The sequence below is a fragment of the Streptomyces sp. DG2A-72 genome, assembly GCF_030499575.1.
In the GTDB taxonomy this organism is placed as follows: Bacteria; Actinomycetota; Actinomycetes; order Streptomycetales; family Streptomycetaceae; genus Streptomyces.
On record NZ_JASTLC010000001.1, the window covers coordinates 7,866,176 to 7,887,362 of the forward strand.

Sequence of the window (21,187 nt, forward strand, 5' to 3'; positions counted from 1 at the left end):
TGGAGCCCGTACGAGTGCTCGATGGGCCGTCACTCGATCTAGGGTTTTGGCATGGCACGACCACGGCGCATCGTCCTTGTCCGGCATGGTGAGTCAACCGGCAATGTTGATGACACCGTGTACGAACGTGAGCCCGACCATGCCCTGGCGCTGACCGAGCGGGGCTGGCGGCAGGCCGAGGAGACGGGAAAACGGCTGCGCGAGGTGTTCGGCCGCGAGCGCATCAGCGTGTACGTCTCCCCGTACCGCCGTACGCACGAGACGTTCCGCGCCTTCCACCTCGACCCCGAGCTTGTCCGCGTGCGCGAGGAACCCCGGCTGCGCGAACAGGACTGGGGCAACTGGCAGGACCGGGACGACGTCCAACTCCAGAAGGCCTACCGGGACGCGTACGGTCACTTCTTCTACCGCTTCGCCCAGGGCGAGTCCGGGGCGGATGTGTACGACCGGGTCGGCGGCTTCCTGGAGAGCCTGTACCGCAGCTTCGAGGCCCCCGACCATCCGCCGAACGTGCTGCTGGTCACTCATGGCCTGGCGATGCGGCTGTTCTGTATGCGCTGGTTCCACTGGACGGTCGCGGAATTCGAGTCGCTGTCGAATCCGGGGAACGCGGAAATGCGGATGCTCGTTCTCGGGGAGGACGGCAAGTACTCGCTCGACCGGCCGTTCGAGCGCTGGCGAGATCCGGAACCGTATGGGATCACCGGATAGAGTGGCAGAGCGATGACCGCTGACTCCTCTCCCGACGGGCGCCTGGACCGCGCCCTGGCCAGCCTGCGTGGACTCGCGGTCGGGGATGCCCTGGGCTCGCAGTTCTTCGTGCCGGTGAACTACCCGCTGCTGAAGCGCCGCGAGCTGCCACAGGCTCCCTGGCAGTGGACGGACGACACGGAGATGGCGTGCTCCGTCGTGGCCGTCCTCGCCGCCCACCACCGCATCGACCAGGACGCCCTGGCCCGCTCCTTCGCCGAGCACCACGACTTCGACCGCGGATATGGTCCGGCGGTCAACCGTCTACTGCGGCTGGTCCGTGAGGGCGGCGACTGGCGTGAGCTCGCGGCTGCGCTCTTCAACGGACAGGGGTCCTGGGGGAACGGCGCAGCGATGCGGATCGCCCCTCTTGGCGCCTGGTACGCGGACGACCCGGAACAGGCGACCCACCAGGCCGAGATCTCGGCGTACCCCACGCACCAGCACCGTGAGGCCGTGGTCGGCGCCATGGCCGTCGCCGCTGCCGCCTCCATGGCCGCGGCCCCCGGCGGCCCGCCCAGTGCCGAGGTACTCCTGGACGGCGTCATCGCGCTCGTTCCCAAGAGCGCTGTCGGAGCCGGCTTGCGGCGCGCCCGCGACATGCTCGACTACGCCGACGCGGCCACGGTGGCAGCGGTGCTGGGTTGTGGGCGGCGTACGACGGCGCACGACACCGTGCCGTTCGCACTCTGGTCCGCCGCGCGTGCCCTCGGTGACTACGAGGAGGCGTTCTGGACCACCGCCCAGGTCGGCGGGGACGTGGACACGACCTGCGCGATCGTGGGCGGGGTGATCGCCGCCGGGAAGGCGGGGACGTCGCCCGGCGCCTGGGTGGAGCGGACGGAAGCGCTGCCGGAGTGGATGCCCACGTCGGCGTAGCGCCTCGAAGATGCCGGTGCAAACTCTCTGTGCATGTCGGGAACTCTGCGTAAACGCGTGCTCGTTGTCGTGGCAGTTGCTGTGCGACGCATGAGCCGGCGCATGCAGATGGCACGCGAGGGGTGGTGGGGTGGTCGTGGAGTTCTTGGCGCTGCTGTTCACGCTGCTTGTCGCGGCGGCCGTGATGCCCTGGCGTTCACGTGCCGTCAGGGGGCGCGACATCGCGCCCCCTGACATCGTGCCCGGTGCGGGCCGGGCCGGGTCAGCCGGCCATCGGGCCCGAGGTACCTGCGAGGGCTTCCAGGTCGCTCTTGCGGACCCGGATCACCAACCACGCGGTGATCAGCGCCAGTACGGCCATCGACGCTGCCGCGACGAAGCCCATCGAAATACCATGGGTGAGCACGTCGTGCCCCCAGGGCGCGGGCAGCTGCTGCGTCTTGGCGAACTCGGCCTTCTGCTCGGCCGAACCGTCGGCCATGAACTTCGGCAGCTGCTTCTCCGCCTCGTCCTTGCTGGCCGAGCCGAACACCGTCGTCAGGATGGACAGGCCCAGCGAACCGCCCACCTGCTGCGTGGCGTTGAGCAGTCCGGAGGCCGCACCCGCCTCGTGCTGGGCGACGCCGGACACCGCGGTGACCGTCAGGGTGACGAAGTTCAGGCCCATGCCGAAGCCGAACACCAGCATCGGCCCGAGCACCCCGCCGACATACGAGCTGTCGGAGCTGATCAAGGTCTGCCAGACCAGGCCGATCACGGCGAGCGCCGAGCCGACGAGCATGAACGGCTTGGGGCCGAGCACCGGCAGGAACCGCTGCGACAGTCCCGCGCCGATCGCGATCACCACTGTCACCGGCAGGAAGGCCACACCGGCCGCGATCGGGCTGTACCCCAGCACGTTCTGCACGAACAGCACGATGTAGAAGAACATGCCGAACATCGCCGCTGCCAGGCTCAGCATGATCACGTACGTGCCCGAGCGATTGCGGTCGGTGAACATGCGCAGCGGGGTGATCGGGTCCGCGGCCCGGGTCTCGACGAAGGCGAAGGCAAGCAGCAGGACCACCGCGGCGCCGAAGGAGCCGAGCGTCATGCTGTCCCGCCAGCCCTCGTCGGCCGCACTGATGAACCCGTAGACGAGCGCTGCCATGCCGAGCGTCGACGTGAGCGCGCCGGCAATGTCGAAGCGCCCGGGGTGCCGTTCGGACTCGCTGATGTACAACGGCGTGAGGACAGCGATCAAAACGCCGATCGGTACGTTGACGAAGAGCACCCACCGCCAGTCGAGCCACTCGGTGAGCATGCCGCCGGCGAGCAGACCGACGGCACCGCCGCCCGCGGAGACGGCGGCGAAGACTCCGAACGCCCGGTTCCGTTCCGGGCCTTCGGGGAACGTGGTGGTGATGAGCGCCAGCGAGGTCGGCGACGCAATCGCGCCACCCACGCCCTGAAGGGCGCGCGCGGCCAGCAACTGCCAGGGTTCCTGGGCGAGTCCGCCGAGCAGCGAGGCGAAGGTGAACAGCAGGATGCCGGTCATGAACACTCGGCGGCGGCCGAGGATGTCTCCGGCCCGGCCGCCGAGCAGCAGCAGGCCGCCGAAGGTGAGCGTGTAGGAGCTGACCACCCACGTGAGGTCGGTGGTGCTGAACTTGAGTGCGTCTTGAATGTGCGGGAGAGCGATGTTCACAATCGTCGCGTCGAGTACCACCATGAGTTGGCAGGCCGCGATGACGGTGAGCGCGATACCGGGATGTCCTTCCCGGCGTGCCGCACCTGGCTTCCGATCCTTGATCAACTGAGAGGTTGTCACTATGGGTCCCCCACAAATGCCTTAGTGAACGCTCGCGTTCACTGTTGCGGCAACCGTAGTGAGTCCCCGACAGTGAACGCAAGCGTTCACTTAGCTTTGTGTCGCGAGGCGTTTCCCCCTTTGATGCCGCGCGGCATGTCCCCCCTTCTCCGGAATCATCGCTTCCGCTGTTCGTTGGAGACGATCAGATGGTTACTTCGCGCTGGACGGCCGCCCCCGCTCAGACGGCTTCCTTCCGCCGGCGCGGCGCCGTGCTCGAACGAGCAATCCTCGACGCCACGTTGGATCAGCTCAGTACGGTCGGCTGGAACGGCCTCACGATGGAGGGTGTCGCCGCGGGCGCCCAGACCGGAAAGGCCGCGGTCTACCGTCGCTGGCCGTCCAAGGAGGATCTCGTCGCGGATGCGCTGAGGGCCGGGCTGCCGAGCTTCGAGGCGGCGCCCAACCTCGGGAGCGTGCGCGACGATCTGCTGCAGCTGTGTCGCCAGGCGCGCGACGCGATGTACTCGCGGCCCGGTTTCGCCTTGCGTTCGGTGATTCACGAATGCGACAACATTCAGGCGGAGCGCTTCCACGGGGTGATCATCAAGGGTGTCGTGGAACCGACCATCCAGTTGCTTCGAGAGGTCATCGACCGTGGAATCGATCGAGGCGAGGTGCGGGCCGACGCGGCCAACGGATACGTCGTCGACGCCATCCCGGCGATGATGATGTACCGATCGAAGATGTGCGCAAGCGAATGGAATGATCATGAGATCGAGGAGATGGTCGACCAGCTGATGGTCCCGCTGCTGCGGCCGTACGGGCTCTGACTGCGAGGTTCGCGGATGGCGAAGTCGCCCGCGTGAACCAGGGTGTCGCCGGGGGATCCGGGCGGCGTAGGCTAAGGGCGCCATGCCGTACGAACCACCTACTCACACCGTCGAGCGCTCCCTTCGCGCCACGACCGGAGCGAAGGTCATTGCCGGTGTCGACGAGGTGGGGCGCGGCGCGTGGGCCGGCCCCGTCACCGTCTGCGCCGCGATCACCGGACTGCGGCGGCCCCCCGAAGGCCTCACCGACTCCAAGCTGCTCACCGTCAAGCGCCGTGCCGCACTTGCCGAGGTGCTCCTCAAGTGGGTGACGTCGTATTCCCTGGGGCACGCCTCTCCTGAGGAGATCGACGAACTGGGCATGACGGCAGCGCTACGCCTGGCGGCGCTGCGCGCGCTGGAGAACCTGCCGGTCCGTCCCGAAGCCGTGATTCTCGACGGGAAGCACGACTATCTTGGCGCGCCCTGGAAGGTTCGCACGGTGATCAAGGGGGACCAGTCCTGTGTGGCGGTTGCGGCGGCCTCGGTGATCGCCAAGGTTCAGCGCGACAAAATGATGGCCGAACTGGGTATCGACCATGCAGACTTCGGTTTTGCGGACAATGCCGGGTACCCGTCGCCCGTGCACAAGGCCGCGCTGGAGGAGCGGGGACCCACCCCGTACCACCGGTTGTCGTGGGCGTATCTTGATGCGCTGCCCCAGTGGCGGCACCTCAAGAAGGTCCGCAACTGGGTGGACGGAAGCGTTCCGGAGATCGAGGGGCAGCTCGGCTTCGACTTCTGACGATTCCGCTCGCACGGATGTGCCACCCGCCGACGCGAGCCGTACCAACGTTTGATAAACATCAGCTCATGCCTCTCATTCCCGAGGAGCCTCAGATTCACGAGAGTGCCCAGGGTCCCCGTGCCACTCCGGCCAGTGGCCGTACCGCGCCGACCCCTCGTCCTGTACCCGGCCCCCGCCCCGCGGCTCCGTCGCGTCCCGGTCGTCCTGGGCCCCTCAGGCCCACGCCGCCGGTGCAACGTACGCCGCGAGACGTGGCCAAGCCCGGACCGTCGGGCCCGGCCGCCCATGCCGCCTCCGATGCGGCCCCGGCGACTCCGCAGATCCAGCTGATCCCGGCCTCGGCGGAAGGCGCCCTCGACGCCGCCGAGGAGGCCGTGGATCTGCTGCTGGACTCGGGTCGCGCCCCCAGTGACGTGCTGGTGATCACCACCGGCGAACAGCATCCATGGGCCGCTCACGAGCTGTCCTTCGGTGAAGCCGCCTATTGGGCGCAGCATGACTCCGGTGACGACGTCTTCTATGCGGACGCCGCCGTCGCGAGCCGTGCAGTCTCGCGTCCGGTGGTCGTCGTCGCCGTCAACGGCGGCCCGGATGCCGCTGCCGCCACCGCTCTCCCCCTGGCCCTCACCCGGGCCGGCGCACTGTTGATCGTCTGCGGCGACCCGCAGCAGATCAACTCGGTGCTGGGCGCGGGCGTCTGAGCCCATTCCCCAACCTCCGGGGGATGGCGGGGCGATGGTGATGTCGCCGCGGCGGTGTTTGCACGGTGGAGGGTTTGGCGTGCACGGGTGAGTGGGGCTCGTGGGGCACGTGTGCCGCTTGTTCGAGACGGTCGATCCGCTTTCGTGCCGCGGCGTGAGACGGGCGTGGCAGGGCGGACGACGGTGCGGCTCGTGTCCCGGGGCGTCGACTCCGGTAGGGGTAGGGCGGTCGCGGGCCGCGCGTGATCCTGGCCGTCGTATGAGCTCTGCGGGCTTGTCCTGCACGCCCTGGGTGGGGCCGTACATGGCGCGGCGTGCGGTCGGGCCCGGGGCATTCGGTGGGGTCGAGGCTGGAGCGTACCGATCTCGGCTCCGCCGAAGCGTTCCGTCAGGTTCCGTCAGTGTTTCCTCAGGGAACCGCGCACTCAGCGAGCCGCCGCGCGGCGCAGGACGTCCGAGGCTGCTCCGCCGGTCTGCGGCTTCGGCGGTGGCACCTCGGACGTGGCGAAGGGTTCCGGGGTGGAATCTGCGCTGGGTCGGCGTCCGCCGCGGCCCTCGCCGAGTACCTGCCAGCCGTCACGGGTCAGCGTGATGTACGCCCCGCAGCGCAGCCCGTGCAGAGTGCAGGCGTCACGCAGCCCCCACATCCATGCGCCGTCCTCCTGCGTCCAACGCGCGTCGCCCTCACGGCAGTACAGCAGCACTGCGGTGCGCACCGGCGTGCGGCGCCGCAGGTCGTGGGGGATGACCCGACGCAGTTGGGCGAGCAGGACGTTGCGGAACATCCAGCCGTCGGCCGGGGCCGGGCGGCGGGCGAAGGAGGCGCTGGCGCAGAGCCGTTCGTCCGGGTCGAGGACGGCCACGATGGCGGTCGCCGGCCGGGGGTGGTGCCGGGAATGCAGCCCGCTGACAACTTCCCGTGGGTTGCGCAGGAGGGGGATGCCGGCCGCGGCCCACTCCGCGGGTTCGAGCATGCGGGCCATAGGGTTGGCGGACGCGGCGGACAGGTCGGACGACGTGGATGCCGCGGGGGACGGAGCGAATCCGAAGGTCACGGTCCTCCCTTCGGCTACGCGCCCACACTGCGGGCGGGGTCGGATTCGGGGGAGCGCACACCGCAGCGGAGCCCTGCCGGATCACGGCGAGCCGTGCGGGAGCGGACCTCAATTCTTCCTGTCGAACGTGGATGCGGCAACGAGCAATTGGGGCCACCGACCGATATCTGATGGTGCGTGGTTTATATCCCCACCAGGTGTCTCATCTGCGACGCATGGTGCGACCTTGCCTCAGGGGCGGACGCCGTTTTGAGAGAGGGGCCAGGTAATCGGCCTGCCTGGCGGAGCGGCTCGCGAGGGGCCACCGTTCCCGCCAGTGCACGCGTGCATGGAGCTGCCCGTCACGATGGATGTGATCAACCCTGGACTGCCAGGACCAGCGGTAGCACTCCCTGGGCGCCGGCACGCCGGAGCATGCGGGCTGCGACCGCGAGTGTCCAACCGGTCTCGGTGAAGTCGTCCACCAGGAGGACGGGACCCCCGATGCCGGACAGGGCAGAGGCGAGGGCCGGTGGCACCGTCAGCACGCCGTCGAGTGCCTTGAGCCGCTGGGCGCTGTTGCTCCGTGATACCTGATACCCGTCGCCCGTGTACTCGACGGAGCCCAGCAGTGGCAGTCGGCCCACCTCCGAGATGCGTACGCCGAGGGAGTTGATCAGTTGCGGCCGGGAGCGCGAGGCCATGGTGACGACACCGACGGGACGCGCCTGGGCATCCGTCGCCCCGGGGGCCCAGCCGCCGGGCCCCTTGGCCCAGTCGGCCAGCACGCCGACGACAGCCTTTGCCACGTCGTCCGGTACCGGGGCGTCCGAGGCGTGCGGGGCCAGCATCGGCCGGAGTCGGTTGCCCCAGCCGATGTCCGACAGCCGTCCGAGAGCCCTGCCGGGCGCGGCCTGCTCACCGACGGGAATGCGGCCCTTGAGATCGACGCCGATCGTCGGCAGCCCGGTCGGCCACATCCTGCGCGGTTCCACCTCGACACCCGCCCGGCCGAGGTCGTCGCGCGCGGCGTCCAGAGCGGCCGGGGACATGTCGGCGGTGAAGCGCGCGCCCGCGCAGTTGTCGCAGCGTCCGCAGGGCTTTGCCCCTTCGTCGTCCAGCTGGCGTTGCAGGAACTCCATACGGCAGCCTGTCGCCGACGCGTACTCACGCATCGCCTGCTGTTCGGCCTTGCGCTGTCGGGCCACCCAGTCGTACCGCTCCGCCTCGTACGTCCACGGCTGCCCGGTCGCGATCCAGCCGCCCTTGACCCGCTTGACCGCCCCGTCCACGTCGAGGACCTTGAGCATGGTCTCCAGGCGGGACCGGCGCAGCTCCACCAACGGCTCCAGAGCGGGCAGCGAAAGAGGGCGCTCCGCACGCGCGAGGACGTCGAGCGTGCGCCGCACCAGGTCCTCCGACGGGAAGGCGAGCGAGGCGAAGTACTCCCAGATCGCCTCGTCCTCCTTGCCCGGGAGCAGGAGTACTTCGGCGTGCTCGACGCCGCGTCCCGCTCGGCCCACCTGCTGGTAGTAGGCGATGGGCGACGAGGGCGAGCCCAGGTGCACCACGAATCCGAGGTCGGGCTTGTCGAAGCCCATGCCGAGCGCGGAGGTGGCGACCAGCGCCTTGACCCGGTTGGCGATCAGGTCCTCCTCGGCCTGCTGCCGGTCGGCGTTCTCCGTCCTGCCCGTGTACGGGGCGACGGTGTGTCCGCGCTGTCGCAGGAAGGCGGTGACCTCCTCGGCGGCGGCCACGGTGAGCGTGTAGATGATTCCGGAGCCCGGCAACTCGTCGATGTGGTCGGCGAGCCAGGCCATCCGGTGCGCGGCATCCGGCAGCCGGAGCACGCTCAGGCTCAGGCTCTCCCGGTCCAGCGGCCCGCGCAGCACCAGGGCGTCCGACGTGCCCCCGGTGCCGAGTTGTTCGGCGACGTCGGCGGTCACACGGGCGTTGGCGGTGGCCGTGGTCGCGAGCACCGGCACACCGAGCGGGAGGTCCATCAGCATCGTGCGAAGCCGTCGGTAGTCCGGGCGGAAGTCGTGACCCCAGTCGGAGATGCAGTGCGCCTCGTCGACCACGAGGAGTCCGGTCGCGGCGGCGAGTTTGGGCAGCACCTGGTCGCGGAAGTCCGGGTTGTTGAGCCGCTCCGGGCTGACCAGCAGGACATCGACCTCGCCCGCGGCGATCTCGCTCTGGACCATGTCCCATTCCTCGGTGTTGGAGGAGTTGATGGTCCGCGCGTGGATACCGGCACGGGCCGCGGCCTCGACCTGGTTGCGCATCAGCGCGAGCAGCGGGGAGACGATCACGGTGGGGCCGCTGCCCCGGGCGCGGAGCAACGAGGTAGCGACGAAGTACACCGCCGACTTGCCCCACCCCGTGCGCTGGACGACGAGGGCCCGGCGTCTGTCCGCCACCAACGCCTCGATCGCCCGCCACTGGTCCTCGCGCAGCCTGGCCGCGCCTGTGGCGTCCCCGACGAGGCGGGCGAGGACCGCGTCGGCGGCCGCCCGGAGATCCGCGTTGCTCGTGTGCTCCATGCGTCCCATACAACAGGACGGCGCTGACAATCCGGGGCGGCTGTGGACGATGAGGGTCTGTCCGACCGGATTGACGTGTCCCTGGCCGGACTTATCCACAGGCCGAAGCGGAGGCCTGCAATCCGGGAGATGGTCGGCGCATGACGAATCACAGCGAAGCGACTGGATCTCCTGAAAACGAGGACATGGCCGGGCATGAGGGGCTCGATGCGCACGGCGCGAGGGACGAGCCCGGCGGAGGACACGATCCCTTCGGCCCCGGCCAGACCCGCGGCCCCCACGGCCCTGACGGGTGCAACGCACCTGAGGCGTACAGCGCCCCTGACGCGCACAACCCACCCGACCTGTGCGACGGCCATCCCGGCGAGCACCAGGTCACCCTCCGCACCCCGGCCGAACTGGCCGACGCCCTGCCGTATCTGCTCGGCTACCGCCCAGAGGACAGCGTCGTCCTGGTCGCCCTCCACGACAGGGGCGGCCGCGGACGCTTCGGCGGCCGGGCCCGACTCGGCATTCCCGCGAACCCGGACGACTGGCCGTCCGCGGCCCGGCAGCTGGCCCACGGGCTGGTGACGGGCAGCGAGCGCCGGGGCGCCCGCCCGGAACAGTTGGTCGCCTACGTCTGCCAGGAACCGGCGAACGGGGAATCCGGCCGCCAGGTCATGGAACGCCTGCAGCCGCTGGCTCAACGTCTGCGCGTCGAGTGCGGTCTGCTGGATGTGCCGGTGATCGAGGCACTGTGCATCTCGGACGGTCGCTTCTGGTCGTACTGCTGCGTGAACAGGCGATGCTGCCCGCCTGAAGGCACGCCCATGGGCCTGCCAGGGACCTCCGTGCTGGCCGCCGCTGCCACATATGCGGGCCTCCAGGTACGCGGCTCCCTGCGCGAACTGCGGGCCAGGCTCCTGCCCTGGGAAACGGCGGCCGCTCTGGAGCAGGAGGTTGCTCTGGACGCCGCCGGTATGAGCCTCGTCCCCCGAATCCTCGACGACGAGAGCAGGGCGGGTGTGGCCCAGGAGACGCTCGATCTTGCCCGGCAGGTCATGAGCCGTCTGGCCGAAGCCCCGTCCGTGTCCGGCACGGTCATGGCCGACCTGCGCGACGACGGACTGCTCGGACACGACGAAGCCGCGACGCTGATTCTCGGCCTGCAGGACCGTACGACGCGTGATCGAGCGGCCGAGTGGATGGAGGGCGACGAGTCCGGTCCGGCGCTGCGCCTCTGGCGAGCCCTGGCCCGCCGCTGCGTCGGCCCGTACAGCGAACATGCCGCGGCGCCGCTCACGCTTGCCGGGTGGGTCGCCTGGTCGACGGGCGACGACCTCGAGGCCAGGGAAGCCCTCGCGATGGCGCTCGGCGCGGACCCCGGTTACCTCTTCGCCCGTCTGCTGCACCAGGCCTGCAACGAGGGGCTGGACCCGGAGTCGATCCGCCGCTGCCTGCGTGCGGAACGCGATGGTCGTGAGCCGATGCGAGCCGGCAGCGCGGAGGTCACGCAGGAGCCGGCGCTGAGCGAGGCCGCCGAGCCGGACCCGTGCGCCGCTCCCACATCGGCGTCAGCCTCACGCCGCCGACGCCGTGCAAGGCCTGCGAGTGCAAGCGACGACTCACCTCGCTCCGCGAAGCCCAAGGCGCGAGAGCCGAGGCCGAAGCCCTCCCGGCCGCGCACGACGGCTGCGGGGGTTACGCGCCAGGTGGCTGCTCGTGCGGGCGGCACGCGCACGCGTGCCTCAGCCAAGGGAACGGCCCATGGCACCGGCAATCCGGGAGACCTGCGTGCCGAGGGCGACAGCCAAGAGGGAGACACGTGAGCGGAAGCACGGGTGGCTGCACTCGGACGGACGGCAGCAGCGGAGTGAGGACGGTTCGACAACCGGGGCAGTTTGCCGTGGGCGGCCCAGTCCGCCATCACTCGCTCCAGTCGCCCTGCCGAGGGCGTTACCCCGAATAGCCCCATGCCGTTCACCTGAGTGGCGGAACGCCTGGACGCGCATGGCCGCCGCACCACCCGTGTCACTCCGGACGCATCCAGCACGGCGCCAACACGCCCGAGGAGCACAGAGCGCAGAAGGAGCCGCCCATGCATCAGCCGACTCCGCCCGCCACCGTTGTCGACGACGAGCGCCGCACGCACGGCGGGTCCGCTCCGGGCGCTGGTCCACCGTCGTTCGCGGACAGTGCCGGCGCCCGCAGGTCCGGGTTCCCGAGCGGTTCTCATGGCTGGGCACCGTCCCGGCCCCAGGCTCAGGCACGCGGTCCCGCCACGATCCCGTCTCGCGCCGCCCCACTGCCGACCCCGGCAAGGCCCCTGGACCTGCCGCCCGCCCACACCGCTCTGGTCTGCGTCGCGCTCCCCGGTTTCGCCATCTCCACGGAACAGGGGCAGCTGACCGGTCGCGGGCTGGAGGGCTTCTACCGCGCGGGCCGGCGTGTGCTCTCCCGTTGCCAGGTTCGGGTGGCCGGCCGCGAGCCACTCGCGGTGCAGGCCAGGATGACCGCGGCCGACACCGCCCGGTTCGTGGGCACCCTGCGCACGTCCGCCCACACCGGTCCGGACCCGGACGTCGTCGTCGAGCGCATCCGCGGCGCGGACGGTACGGAGCGGATCACCTTGCACAGTGCGGCGCTCCGTCCACTGCGCCTGTCCGTCGAGGTGGCCCTCGGCACGGATCTGGCCGACCTGGCCACGATCGCGAGCGGCAACTCGGGGCACGAACTGCCGGCCAGCGTCCACGACTCCGGGCTGCGCTGGTCCTGCGCCACCGGGAGGTCCTCGGTCACGGCCGACCCGCCGCCGCACGATGCACTGGCCTCCGCAGGGCTGCTGCGCTGGGAACTCGAACTGCCCCCGGGCGGCAGCACGAGCGTGGAGCTGCGGGTACGACCCGACGGAGCGGGGCCCCTCCGGGCCGTGGGCCGCGCGGCAACGAACCCCCTGTCTCCCGCCCGGGCGGCGGGAGACAACCCCGGAGTACAGGCACTCCTGCGCACGAGCATCGAGGACCTCCAGTCCCTGCTGCTGCGCGACCCCGCCCACCCAGTGGACACGCACCTGGCCGCCGGCGTGCCGTGGCGCTGTGGACTTGCTCCGGCGGAGGCACTGGCCGCCGCCCGAATGACGCTGCCCCTCGGCACCCGGCTGGCCGCGGGCACACTGCGCACCCTCGCCCGCACCCAACTCGACGGCCCGGGCACCCGTTTCGGCATGATCCCGGGCCCACGACGGGACGCGGGCCCTCATCTGCCGCCGGCCTGTACGGGCACGGAGGCCACGCTCCTCTTCCCCGTGCTCCTGGCCGAGGCCCGCCGCTGGGGCCTGTCCGAACACGAGACACAGGAACTGCTCCCGGCGGCCGACCGCTGTCTGACCTGGCTGCGCACCACGGTGGGCGACGGCACGTATCTACGCGACCCGTACCCTGGCGGGCCCTTCCGCTGCGAGACACAGGCGTACGCCCACCGCGCCGCACTGCTCGGCGCCGATCTGCTCGACGACTCCGGCAGACCGGGCGGGGCGGGGCTGAGACAGTGGGCCGAGGCCTTGCGGACGGCGTTCCGGTCGGATTTCTGGGTCGACGACCTGGGCGGCGGCCGCCCGGCAGCCGCGCGTACCCCGGACGGCCGACTCGTGCCGCACCTGGGCGCGTCCGCCGTCCACCTCCTCGACACCGGCCTGAGCGGCGGAGGTCGGCAGGCAGCCGGACTGCTCGACAAGGTGCAGACCGAACAGCTCGCCCGGCTGCTCGGGGGCCCGGCCATGGACTCGGGCTGGGGTCTGCGCGGGCTGGGCGCGAAGGAGCCGGGGTACAACTCGTTCGGCCACCGTACCGGGGCCGTGCGCGTCCAGGAGACGGCCGTCGCTGTGGCGGGGCTGACCGTGGCCGGGTACGAGAAGGAAGCGGGAGCCCTGTTGCGGGGCGTACTGTCCGCGGCCGAGACCTTCGGCCACCGCCTGCCCGAGATGTACGCGGGGGAGCAGCGCACCGACGGGAGCGCCCCCCTCCCGCACCCCGCAGCCTGCCGCCCGGCTGCCACGGCCGCGGCTGCCGGTGTGCTGCTGCTGACCACCCTCGCCGGCATCCGCCCCGACGCACCCGCCGGCACGGTCACGCTGCGCCCCATGGGCAGCGCACCCCTGGGAGAGGTCGTCCTGACCGGACTGCGTGTGGCGGACGCCCCCTTCTCCGTACGGGTCAGCAGACTCGGCCTCGCCATGGTCGAGGAGGCGGCCGACCAGCTGCAATTGGGAGGGTGACCTCGTATGCCGCGGCACCGCGCGACTGCCGGGAGAGCAGGGTGAAACCCATACCGAGCCAAAGTGGATCAGCAATCGATGCGGCCGACGAAGGGAGTGTTTATCGTCAGGCAGACGACTATGATCGCCGCATGCCCTACGACCCGTCAGCCTTTCCGCCCTTCGCCGTCACCGTGGACCTGGTCGTGCTGACCGTGCGCCGTCATGCCCTGTGCGCGCTGGCGGTACGCAGGGGCGAACCGCCGTTCCAGGGACGCTGGGCGCTCCCTGGAGGCTTCGTACGGGCCGACGAGGACCTGGCGCAGGCGGCAGCCCGCGAGCTGGCCGAGGAGACCGGGCTGCGCGCCCATGATCCGGCTGTCCCCGTCCAGGACAACGGCGCCCACCTCGAGCAGCTCGCGACGTACGGCGACCCCAAGCGGGATCCCCGGATGCGGGTGGTCAGCGTCGCGCACCTGGCGCTCGCCCCCGACCTGCCGGCCCCCCGAGCGGGCGGCGACGCCAGCAATGCCCGCTGGGCGCCGGTCGAGGAACTGCTGCAGCAGAGCGGCTACGGCCGCGACGGCGAACCCGTGGCGCCGCTCGCCTTCGACCACGCACAGATCCTTTCGGACGGGGTGGAGCGCGCCCGATCCAAGATCGAGTACTCCTCCCTGGCCACGGCGTTCTGCCCCACCGAGTTCACCGTCGGCGAGCTGCGCCGTGTCTACGAGGCGGTGTGGGGCGTCGCGCTCGACCCGCGCAACTTCCACCGCAAGGTGACGGGCACACCAGGGTTCCTCGTTCCCACCGGCGGCACCACCACACGCCAGGGCGGTCGCCCGGCCCAGCTCTTCCGGGCCGGCGGCGCCACGCTGCTCAACCCTCCGATGCTGCGCCCCGAGGTGTGACGCCGGGCACCGGAATTGAAGGGTGGACGGAAGTCCGATCCGTCCGACCATCGCCGGTCGGCAGGCTGTGGCATGCCCGTAAAATCGGACATGGCGCGCTATCTTGCTGCGGGTGATCGAGGTCTTCGGATTGACCAGCAACCCCCGCAAGGAGCTTCCGCCCGCCGTCGACGACGTCACCTTCGAGGCGCGCGCGGGCCACGTCACCGCGCTGCTCGGCGCGTCGGGGGCAGGTAAGACGACGGCGCTCAGACTGATGCTCGAACTTCAACAGGGCCGCGGAATCACCTACTTCAGGGGCCGCCCCCTGCACCGCATCGCCCATCCCTCGCGTGAGGTCGGCGTACTCCTCGGCGACGTCCCCGGACACCCCGCCCGGACCGTACGAGGGCACCTTCGCATGCTGTGTGCCGCCGCGGGCCTTCCCGTGCGCCGCGCCGACGAGGTCCTTGAGGTGGTCGGCCTGGTCAGCCTGCGTGACGAGCGTCTCGGCACCCTCTCGCGCGGCATGGACCGCCGCCTCGGCCTCGCCTGTGCCCTGCTCTCCGACCCGCACACGCTCGTGCTCGACGACCCCGCCGACGGCCTCACCGCCCGCGAGATCCGTTGGCTGCACGCCATGCTGCGCGCGCACGCCTCCCAGGGGGGCACGGTCCTGCACACCACTGCCGACCCCAAGGAAGCCGCGCGCACCGCCGACCGCGTCGTCACGCTGGAGCAGGGCAGGCTCGTCGCAGACCAGGAGGCCGCCGAGTTCGCCCGCACCCGGCTCCGCCCCCGGGTCGCCGTCCGCAGCCCGCACGCCGCACGCCTCGCAGCCCTGCTCACCAAGGAGGCCCGCACCGGGCAGCGCTCCGTCGAGGTCGTGCGCGAGGGAGGCAACCGGCTCTCCGTGTACGGCAGTACCTGCGCCGACGTCGGCGAGACCGCGTTCCGCCACGGCATCCTCGTACATCAACTCGCCGATGAGATCGGGGACATGGGGGCCGGTGCGGCGGCCGTACCCGCACAGGAACCGCAACCCCCCCGCCAACCGCACCTGGTCGCGGCCGATCGTGCACCGGACGTGCCGCGGCAGACCGAGAACTCTCCGGCGCCGCCTGAGCCGTCGCTGGACGCCGGGGATGCGTCGCCGGCGCCGCTCGACACCGGGGACGCACCGGGAGCGCCACTCGACGCCTCGCAGGACTCCGCTGACGCACACCGGCCTGCCCTCGATGCGTCAAAGAGCGCCGTGGGCGCGCCCCGGGCGCCTCTCGACGCGTCGCGGAACGCAGACGACGCACCCCGGGCAGCTGTCGACGCACCGCAGGCCGCCTCCGAGCCTGTCGACGCGTCACCCCCCTCGGCCGACGAGCCGCAGATCTCCACCGAAACGACCGCGGCAGCGCAGGTCTCCGACGACGCGCGCGTCGCGCCCAGCCGCGCGCGAACGCGCTCCCACAGTTCCGGCGAAGCCCGCATCCTCGACGCCCCGCCCGCGCTGCCACCCCCCATCTCCGTCCGACCCTCGCCCAGTCCCCTCCGCCCGCTCCGCTACGAGCTGCGCCGCGCCGCCGGCATCAGCACGGGGTTCATCGCCGGGGCCGTCGTACTCGCTGTGTCCGTCCTCATCGCCGTAATCCTGGCCCGCATCGGGCACACTCCGCAGCCGCGTCTGCTGGCCGCGTGGCCGCAGGAGCTGCCGCTGCCGCCCGCGGCGCTCGGCGCGGGACTGCTCGGCGCGCTCTCCTTCGGCGACGAGTTCCGCCACCCCGCCCTGGCGGCGGACCGCGGCACCGTGCCCCGCCGACTGGGGCTGCTCGCCGCCAAACTCCTCGTCACCGCGGCCACGGCGCTGCTGCTGGCCTTCCTCACGGTCGGCTGCAACGCCGAAGCGCTCTATCTCGTATACGGACGGGAGCTCGCACAAGTTCCCGCCGACTGGCTGTCGCTGAGCGCGAGTTGGCTCGGTCTCGTGGTCGGCTGCGCCTGGGCCGGTGTGCTGGCCGCCGGTATCTTCCGGTCCACCACGGCCGGGCTCGCCGCCCTGGTCTCCGTACCGATTCTCGTCGTACCTCTCGTACACAAGGTCCTGGAGGGACCGGCTGTGCGAACGGCGGCCGGTTTTCCCATGCGGCTGCGCGAGGTGCTCCTTATGCAGTGGCCCTTCGGGGGAGAGCGATATCTGGCCGCAGCGGCCCGGACGGTCGGTCAACCCGTGGGCGGCGCATTGGCGTTGTCACTGTCCGTCCTGCTCTGCGCATATCTGCTCACGACCCTGCGCAGCAGGGTCCGATGACGACCGTCCGAGCCCTTCCGATCCCGCCCTGCACACAACTCCCCCGGGGAAAGCCCATTTCTTTCCGATAAGGCGTCAATTGCGACGGGGTGAGCGATCACCCTTTCGTGTGCTTTTCACCAAAGACCTCAAGGGAGTTGGAGACGGCGCCGACAAAGGTTTCGTGAGTACCCTTGCGCACACCATGATGACCGCCGCCCGCTCCGCAGACTCCGGTCTCGCCGGCCCGGGCGAACTCGACCGCTATCCCTACGCCGAGGCGCCCCCCGCCGACCGTGTCGGGGCCCCCGCCTGGGACGGCGCCGATCCGGAGCTGGGCCGGGTGGGTCGGCGCGCCGCCGGCAGCCGCGGACGCGGGCTGCACGGCCAACTCGTCCAGCAGCTCGGCCAGATGATCGTCTCGGGCGATCTGGGTGCCGACCGTCCGCTGGTGCCCGAGGAGATCGGCCAGCGCTTCGAGGTCTCCCGCACCGTCGTCCGTGAGTCGCTCCGCGTCCTGGAGGCCAAGGGCCTGGTCAGCGCCCGCCCGAACGTCGGCACGCGCGTGCGTCCCGTCAGTGACTGGAACCTCCTCGACCCGGACATCATCGAATGGCGCGCCTTCGGGCCGCAGCGCGACGACCAGCGACGCGAGCTGAGCGAACTGCGCTGGACGATCGAGCCGCTGGCCGCGCGCCTCGCCGCCGGGCACGGGCGCGAGGACGTCCAGCAGCGGCTCGCGGACATGGTCGAGATCATGGGCCACGCCATGGGACAAGGGGACGCGCTCACCTTCTCGCGCGCGGACGCCGAGTTCCACTCCCTGCTCATCCAGGTCGCGGGCAACCGCATGCTGGAGCACCTCTCCGGGATCGTGTCGGCCGCCCTCCAGGTTTCCGGCGGCCCCGTCACGGGTTGTGACAGGCCGAACGAGACGTCGCTGGCGCATCACGGCAGGATCGTCGACGCCCTCGCCACCGGTGACGGCCCGGCCGCCGAGACCGCGATGCGCCAATTGCTGACCGTCCACCCCGAGGTGGAGCGCGTGGTGCCCGCGCCGCGCGAGCACTGACGCGCACCACGGGCGGCGCGGACCGGGATTGCCTCCCCCTCCTGTGGCAATGCCGGTCGGCGGACCGCCCCCTGTCGGACCCCGCAGGACCCCTCGGGTTCCTGCGGGGTCCGACGGCGCGAAATCGGGCGGAAAGGCACACGGCATGGGTCCGTCACAGGCACGAGTGACCCCCTATGTCCGTGTCTGATCGCTTTTGAGTGCTTACGGGGTGTGACTCGGGCCACGCAGATTGGGCGTAACGCTCGTGGGAGCAGTGCGATGACCTAAGAGGTGACAGCCGCGGAGGGAATACGGACGCCGTTCAAGGCGCTGTGCATCTTCCCGGCCCCCGCCCGCACCGTCGGCTCATCCCCCAGTCGGCGGTCGGCTCCTGTCCGCCGTGGACGGGGCCGGAAGCCGTTTTCCAACGTTCCGAGAGGTTGTTCGTGTCGGCCAGCACATCCCGTACGCTCCCGCCGGAGATCGCCGAGTCCGTCTCTGTCATGGCGCTCATTGAGCGGGGAAAGGCTGAGGGGCAGATCGCCGGCGATGACGTGCGTCGGGCCTTCGAAGCTGACCAGATTCCGGCCACTCAGTGGAAGAACGTACTGCGCAGCCTCAACCAGATCCTCGAGGAAGAGGGTGTGACGCTGATGGTCAGTGCCGCGGAGCCCAAGCGCACCCGTAAGAGCGTCGCAGCGAAGAGTCCGGCCAAGCGCACCGCCACCAAGACGGTCGCGGCGAAGACGGTGACCGCCAAGAAGGCCACCGCCACCGCCACGCCGACGGCACCTGTCGTCGACCCGCCCGTCGAGGACGAGGCGTCCGCGACGAAGGCCGCTGCCAAGAAGACGACCGCCAAGAAGGCGGCCGCGAAGAAGACCGTCGCCAAGAAGACGGCGGCCAAGAAGACCACGGCCGCCGCCAAGAAGGACGACGCCGAGCTGGGCGAAGAGGAAGTCCTCGAGGAAGCCGCCAAGCCGGGTGAGGAGCCCGAGGGCGGCGAGAGTGCCGGGTTCGTGCTGTCCGACGAGGACGAGGACGACGCGCCCGCGCAGCAGGTCGCCGCGGCCGGTGCCACGGCCGACCCCGTCAAGGACTACCTCAAGCAGATCGGCAAGGTCCCGCTGCTCAACGCCGAGCAGGAGGTCGAGCTCGCCAAGCGCATCGAGGCCGGTCTGTTCGCCGAGGACAAGCTGGCCAACGCCGACAAACTCGCCCCCAAGCTGAAGCGCGAGCTTGAGATCATCGCCGAGGACGGCCGCCGCGCCAAGAACCACCTCCTGGAGGCCAACCTCCGCCTGGTGGTCTCCCTGGCCAAGCGCTACACCGGCCGTGGCATGCTCTTCCTGGACCTCATCCAGGAGGGCAACCTCGGTCTGATCCGCGCGGTCGAGAAGTTCGACTACACCAAGGGCTACAAGTTCTCCACGTACGCCACCTGGTGGATCCGCCAGGCGATCACCCGCGCGATGGCCGACCAGGCCCGCACCATCCGTATCCCGGTGCACATGGTCGAGGTCATCAACAAGCTCGCGCGCGTGCAGCGCCAGATGCTCCAGGACCTGGGCCGCGAGCCCACCCCGGAGGAGCTGGCCAAGGAGCTCGACATGACCCCGGAGAAGGTCATCGAGGTCCAGAAGTATGGCCGCGAGCCCATCTCGCTGCACACCCCGCTGGGCGAGGACGGCGACAGCGAGTTCGGTGACCTCATCGAGGACTCCGAGGCCGTCGTCCCGGCCGACGCGGTCAGCTTCACGCTCCTCCAGGAGCAACTGCACTCCGTCCTCGACACCCTGTCCGAGCGCGAGGCGGGCGTCGTCTCCATGCGGTTCGGTCTCACCGACGGTCAGCCGAAGACCCTCGACGAGATCGGCAAGGTGTACGGCGTCACGCGCGAGCGCATCCGCCAGATCGAGTCCAAGACCATGTCGAAGCTGCGCCACCCGTCCCGTTCGCAGGTGCTGCGCGACTACCTCGACTGAGTCAGATCCACCGAGGCGCCCCTGACCTGCTGCTTTGCAGGTTTGGGGCGCTTTTGCATGCCAGTGCAGCGCTGCTACTCCAGATATCACCTCTTGTCGTCATATGCTTTCGGCATGGTCATATATCTGGACATAGCATCACTCCTCGACTCCTGGCTCCTCCACCTCGCCGCTGAGCGGAAAAGCGCGCAGACCCTGAAGACCTACGGCGACGGGGTGCGCGCCTTCCTGCGGTGGTGTGAGGGGGCAGGCCGTGCCCCGGTTCTCGACCGGCCAACGGTCAACGCCTTCGTCTCCGCCGTGCTGGATGGGGGTGCGGAGGCGTCCACCGCGCGGTCCCGGCAGCTGGCCGTGCGTCGTTTCAGTGCGTGGTTGGCCGACGAGGGTGAGATCGATACCGACCAGCTCCTGAACCTGAAGCCGCCGAAGCTCGATCACAAGGTGGTCCCGGAGCTGGATGACGACCAGCTCCGAGCGCTGATCAAGGCCTGCAAGGGCAATGATCTTCGCGATCGGCGCGACGAGGCGATCGTCCGATTTATGGCTGAGACCGGGGCGCGAGCCGGGGAGATCGTCGGCATGAGCGTCGCTGACATCGACCTAAAGCGGGGAGCGGCAGTCGTGCGGCGGGGCAAGGGAGGAAAGGGCCGTACAGTGCCTGTCGGCCCGCAGGCCGCCCGAGCTCTCGACCGGTACCTTCGGGCCCGCAGGACGCATCGGCTCGCCCAGACGCCAGCCCTGTGGCTCGGCGACCGGGGCAAGGGCTTCACCTATGATGGCCTGTACGTTGCGCTGCGACATCGCGCGGAGCTGGCCGGCATCCCGGACTTCCACCCGCACGTGCTTCGGCACACCGCTGCCGGGCGTTGGCTTGCGGCTGGGGGGTCCGAGGGCGGGCTGATGGCTGTGGCCGGATGGTCGCGCCGCGACATGATCGACAGGTATACCCGCGCTACGTCCGAACGCCGTGCGGCGGAAGAGGCGCGGCGCCTCAACCTGGGGGAGCTGTGAGTACACGGCGACTTCCCGAAGCGTGGCGACTTCCCGAGGGGTGGAAAGGAGCGGGCGTGGTCCTCGTATGCACCGGCCGGGGCAGCCACCCGGAGCGGCGCCTGAGCGGCGTACTTTGGGATGAACGCGGTGTTCTCTGCGACTGGGGTGGCCGAGTCCTGGGAGTCGTTATTGGCCAGGGCATTGGGCGCATGACCGTGACCAACCAGTGTCCAAGTTGTTCGAGTAACACTCCGCTGCGGGACGACACCCTCGAACGGCTGCTACCCCAAGCTCAGGAGTGCGCAAACGAGGGCCAGGCATTCGTCCTGGACTTGTCCTACAAGCGCTGAGCTATGGTTGGTGGTGCGCCCGACCTCCGACGGCCGGGTGCCGTCTGCTCGGCGAGCCGAAGTACGCCGGGGCAAGGCTCCTCC

Annotated in this window: 15 protein-coding genes; 12 read left to right on the forward strand and 3 right to left on the reverse strand. The window is 70.3% G+C overall.

The window, feature by feature from the left end:
• Positions 1 to 51: 51 nt before the first annotated feature.
• Together QQY66_RS37420 and QQY66_RS37425 are read left to right on the forward strand one after the other, a co-directional pair.
• Complete coding sequence (locus tag QQY66_RS37420; protein ID WP_301984771.1) at positions 52 to 711, forward strand: histidine phosphatase family protein; 660 nt, start codon at positions 52 to 54, stop codon at positions 709 to 711.
• Between the two features lie 12 nt (positions 712 to 723).
• A complete protein-coding gene (locus tag QQY66_RS37425) occupies positions 724 to 1,629 on the forward strand; it encodes an ADP-ribosylglycohydrolase family protein (RefSeq protein WP_301984772.1) in 906 nt (301 codons plus the stop codon).
• Between the two features lie 262 nt (positions 1,630 to 1,891).
• On the opposite strand, the gene QQY66_RS37430 is transcribed toward QQY66_RS37425, so the two are convergent.
• On the reverse strand, positions 1,892 to 3,439 hold the full coding sequence (locus QQY66_RS37430) for an MFS transporter (RefSeq protein ID WP_301984773.1): 1,548 nt from the start codon (positions 3,437 to 3,439) through the stop codon (positions 1,892 to 1,894).
• Between the two features lie 188 nt (positions 3,440 to 3,627).
• Between QQY66_RS37430 and QQY66_RS37435 the strand changes: the two genes are divergently transcribed.
• From QQY66_RS37435 to QQY66_RS37445, 3 genes are all read left to right on the forward strand, one after another.
• Positions 3,628 to 4,251: a TetR/AcrR family transcriptional regulator gene (locus QQY66_RS37435; RefSeq protein WP_301987629.1), complete on the forward strand. Its 624-nt coding sequence runs from the start codon at positions 3,628 to 3,630 to the stop codon at positions 4,249 to 4,251.
• Positions 4,252 to 4,333: 82 nt separating this feature from the next.
• Entirely contained in the window at positions 4,334 to 5,035 is a 702-nt protein-coding gene (locus QQY66_RS37440) for a ribonuclease HII (RefSeq protein WP_301984775.1), read from the forward strand.
• Between the two features lie 68 nt (positions 5,036 to 5,103).
• The gene (locus QQY66_RS37445; RefSeq protein WP_301984777.1) at positions 5,104 to 5,739 is read left to right on the forward strand and encodes a hypothetical protein; all 636 of its coding nucleotides are present in this window, start codon (positions 5,104 to 5,106) and stop codon (positions 5,737 to 5,739) included.
• Positions 5,740 to 6,164: 425 nt separating this feature from the next.
• Here the strand turns inward: QQY66_RS37445 and QQY66_RS37450 are convergent, their stop codons facing one another.
• Both QQY66_RS37450 and QQY66_RS37455 read right to left on the reverse strand, forming a co-directional pair.
• Positions 6,165 to 6,794 carry a hypothetical protein gene (locus QQY66_RS37450; protein WP_301984778.1) on the reverse strand — a complete coding sequence of 210 codons (630 nt, stop codon included), beginning with the start codon at positions 6,792 to 6,794 and terminating at the stop codon, positions 6,165 to 6,167.
• 356 nt (positions 6,795 to 7,150) lie between these two features.
• Positions 7,151 to 9,316: a RecQ family ATP-dependent DNA helicase gene (locus QQY66_RS37455; protein WP_301984779.1), complete on the reverse strand. Its 2,166-nt coding sequence runs from the start codon at positions 9,314 to 9,316 to the stop codon at positions 7,151 to 7,153.
• A gap of 140 nt (positions 9,317 to 9,456) precedes the next feature.
• Between QQY66_RS37455 and QQY66_RS37460 the strand changes: the two genes are divergently transcribed.
• The 7 genes from QQY66_RS37460 (at position 9,457) to QQY66_RS37490 (ending at position 20,771) form a co-directional block, all read left to right on the forward strand.
• Positions 9,457 to 11,127, forward strand: a complete 1,671-nt coding sequence (locus QQY66_RS37460) for a DUF4192 domain-containing protein (protein WP_301984780.1) — start codon at positions 9,457 to 9,459, stop codon at positions 11,125 to 11,127.
• A gap of 269 nt (positions 11,128 to 11,396) precedes the next feature.
• Positions 11,397 to 13,571, forward strand: coding sequence for a glycogen debranching N-terminal domain-containing protein (locus QQY66_RS37465; RefSeq protein ID WP_301984781.1), 2,175 nt, complete (start codon positions 11,397 to 11,399; stop codon positions 13,569 to 13,571).
• Positions 13,572 to 13,702: 131 nt separating this feature from the next.
• Positions 13,703 to 14,461 carry an NUDIX hydrolase gene (locus QQY66_RS37470; protein WP_301984782.1) on the forward strand — a complete coding sequence of 253 codons (759 nt, stop codon included), beginning with the start codon at positions 13,703 to 13,705 and terminating at the stop codon, positions 14,459 to 14,461.
• Positions 14,462 to 14,573: 112 nt separating this feature from the next.
• Positions 14,574 to 16,742 (forward strand): ATP-binding cassette domain-containing protein, encoded by a 2,169-nt coding sequence (locus tag QQY66_RS37475; RefSeq protein ID WP_301984783.1) that lies wholly within the window; start codon positions 14,574 to 14,576, stop codon positions 16,740 to 16,742.
• A 163-nt stretch (positions 16,743 to 16,905) separates the two neighbouring features.
• Positions 16,906 to 17,793 (forward strand): FadR/GntR family transcriptional regulator, encoded by an 888-nt coding sequence (locus tag QQY66_RS37480; RefSeq protein ID WP_301984784.1) that lies wholly within the window; start codon positions 16,906 to 16,908, stop codon positions 17,791 to 17,793.
• A 428-nt stretch (positions 17,794 to 18,221) separates the two neighbouring features.
• Entirely contained in the window at positions 18,222 to 19,760 is a 1,539-nt protein-coding gene (locus QQY66_RS37485) for an RNA polymerase sigma factor (protein ID WP_301984785.1), read from the forward strand.
• A gap of 114 nt (positions 19,761 to 19,874) precedes the next feature.
• On the forward strand, positions 19,875 to 20,771 hold the full coding sequence (locus tag QQY66_RS37490) for a tyrosine-type recombinase/integrase (RefSeq protein WP_301984786.1): 897 nt from the start codon (positions 19,875 to 19,877) through the stop codon (positions 20,769 to 20,771).
• The last annotated feature ends 416 nt before the right edge of the window (positions 20,772 to 21,187 follow it).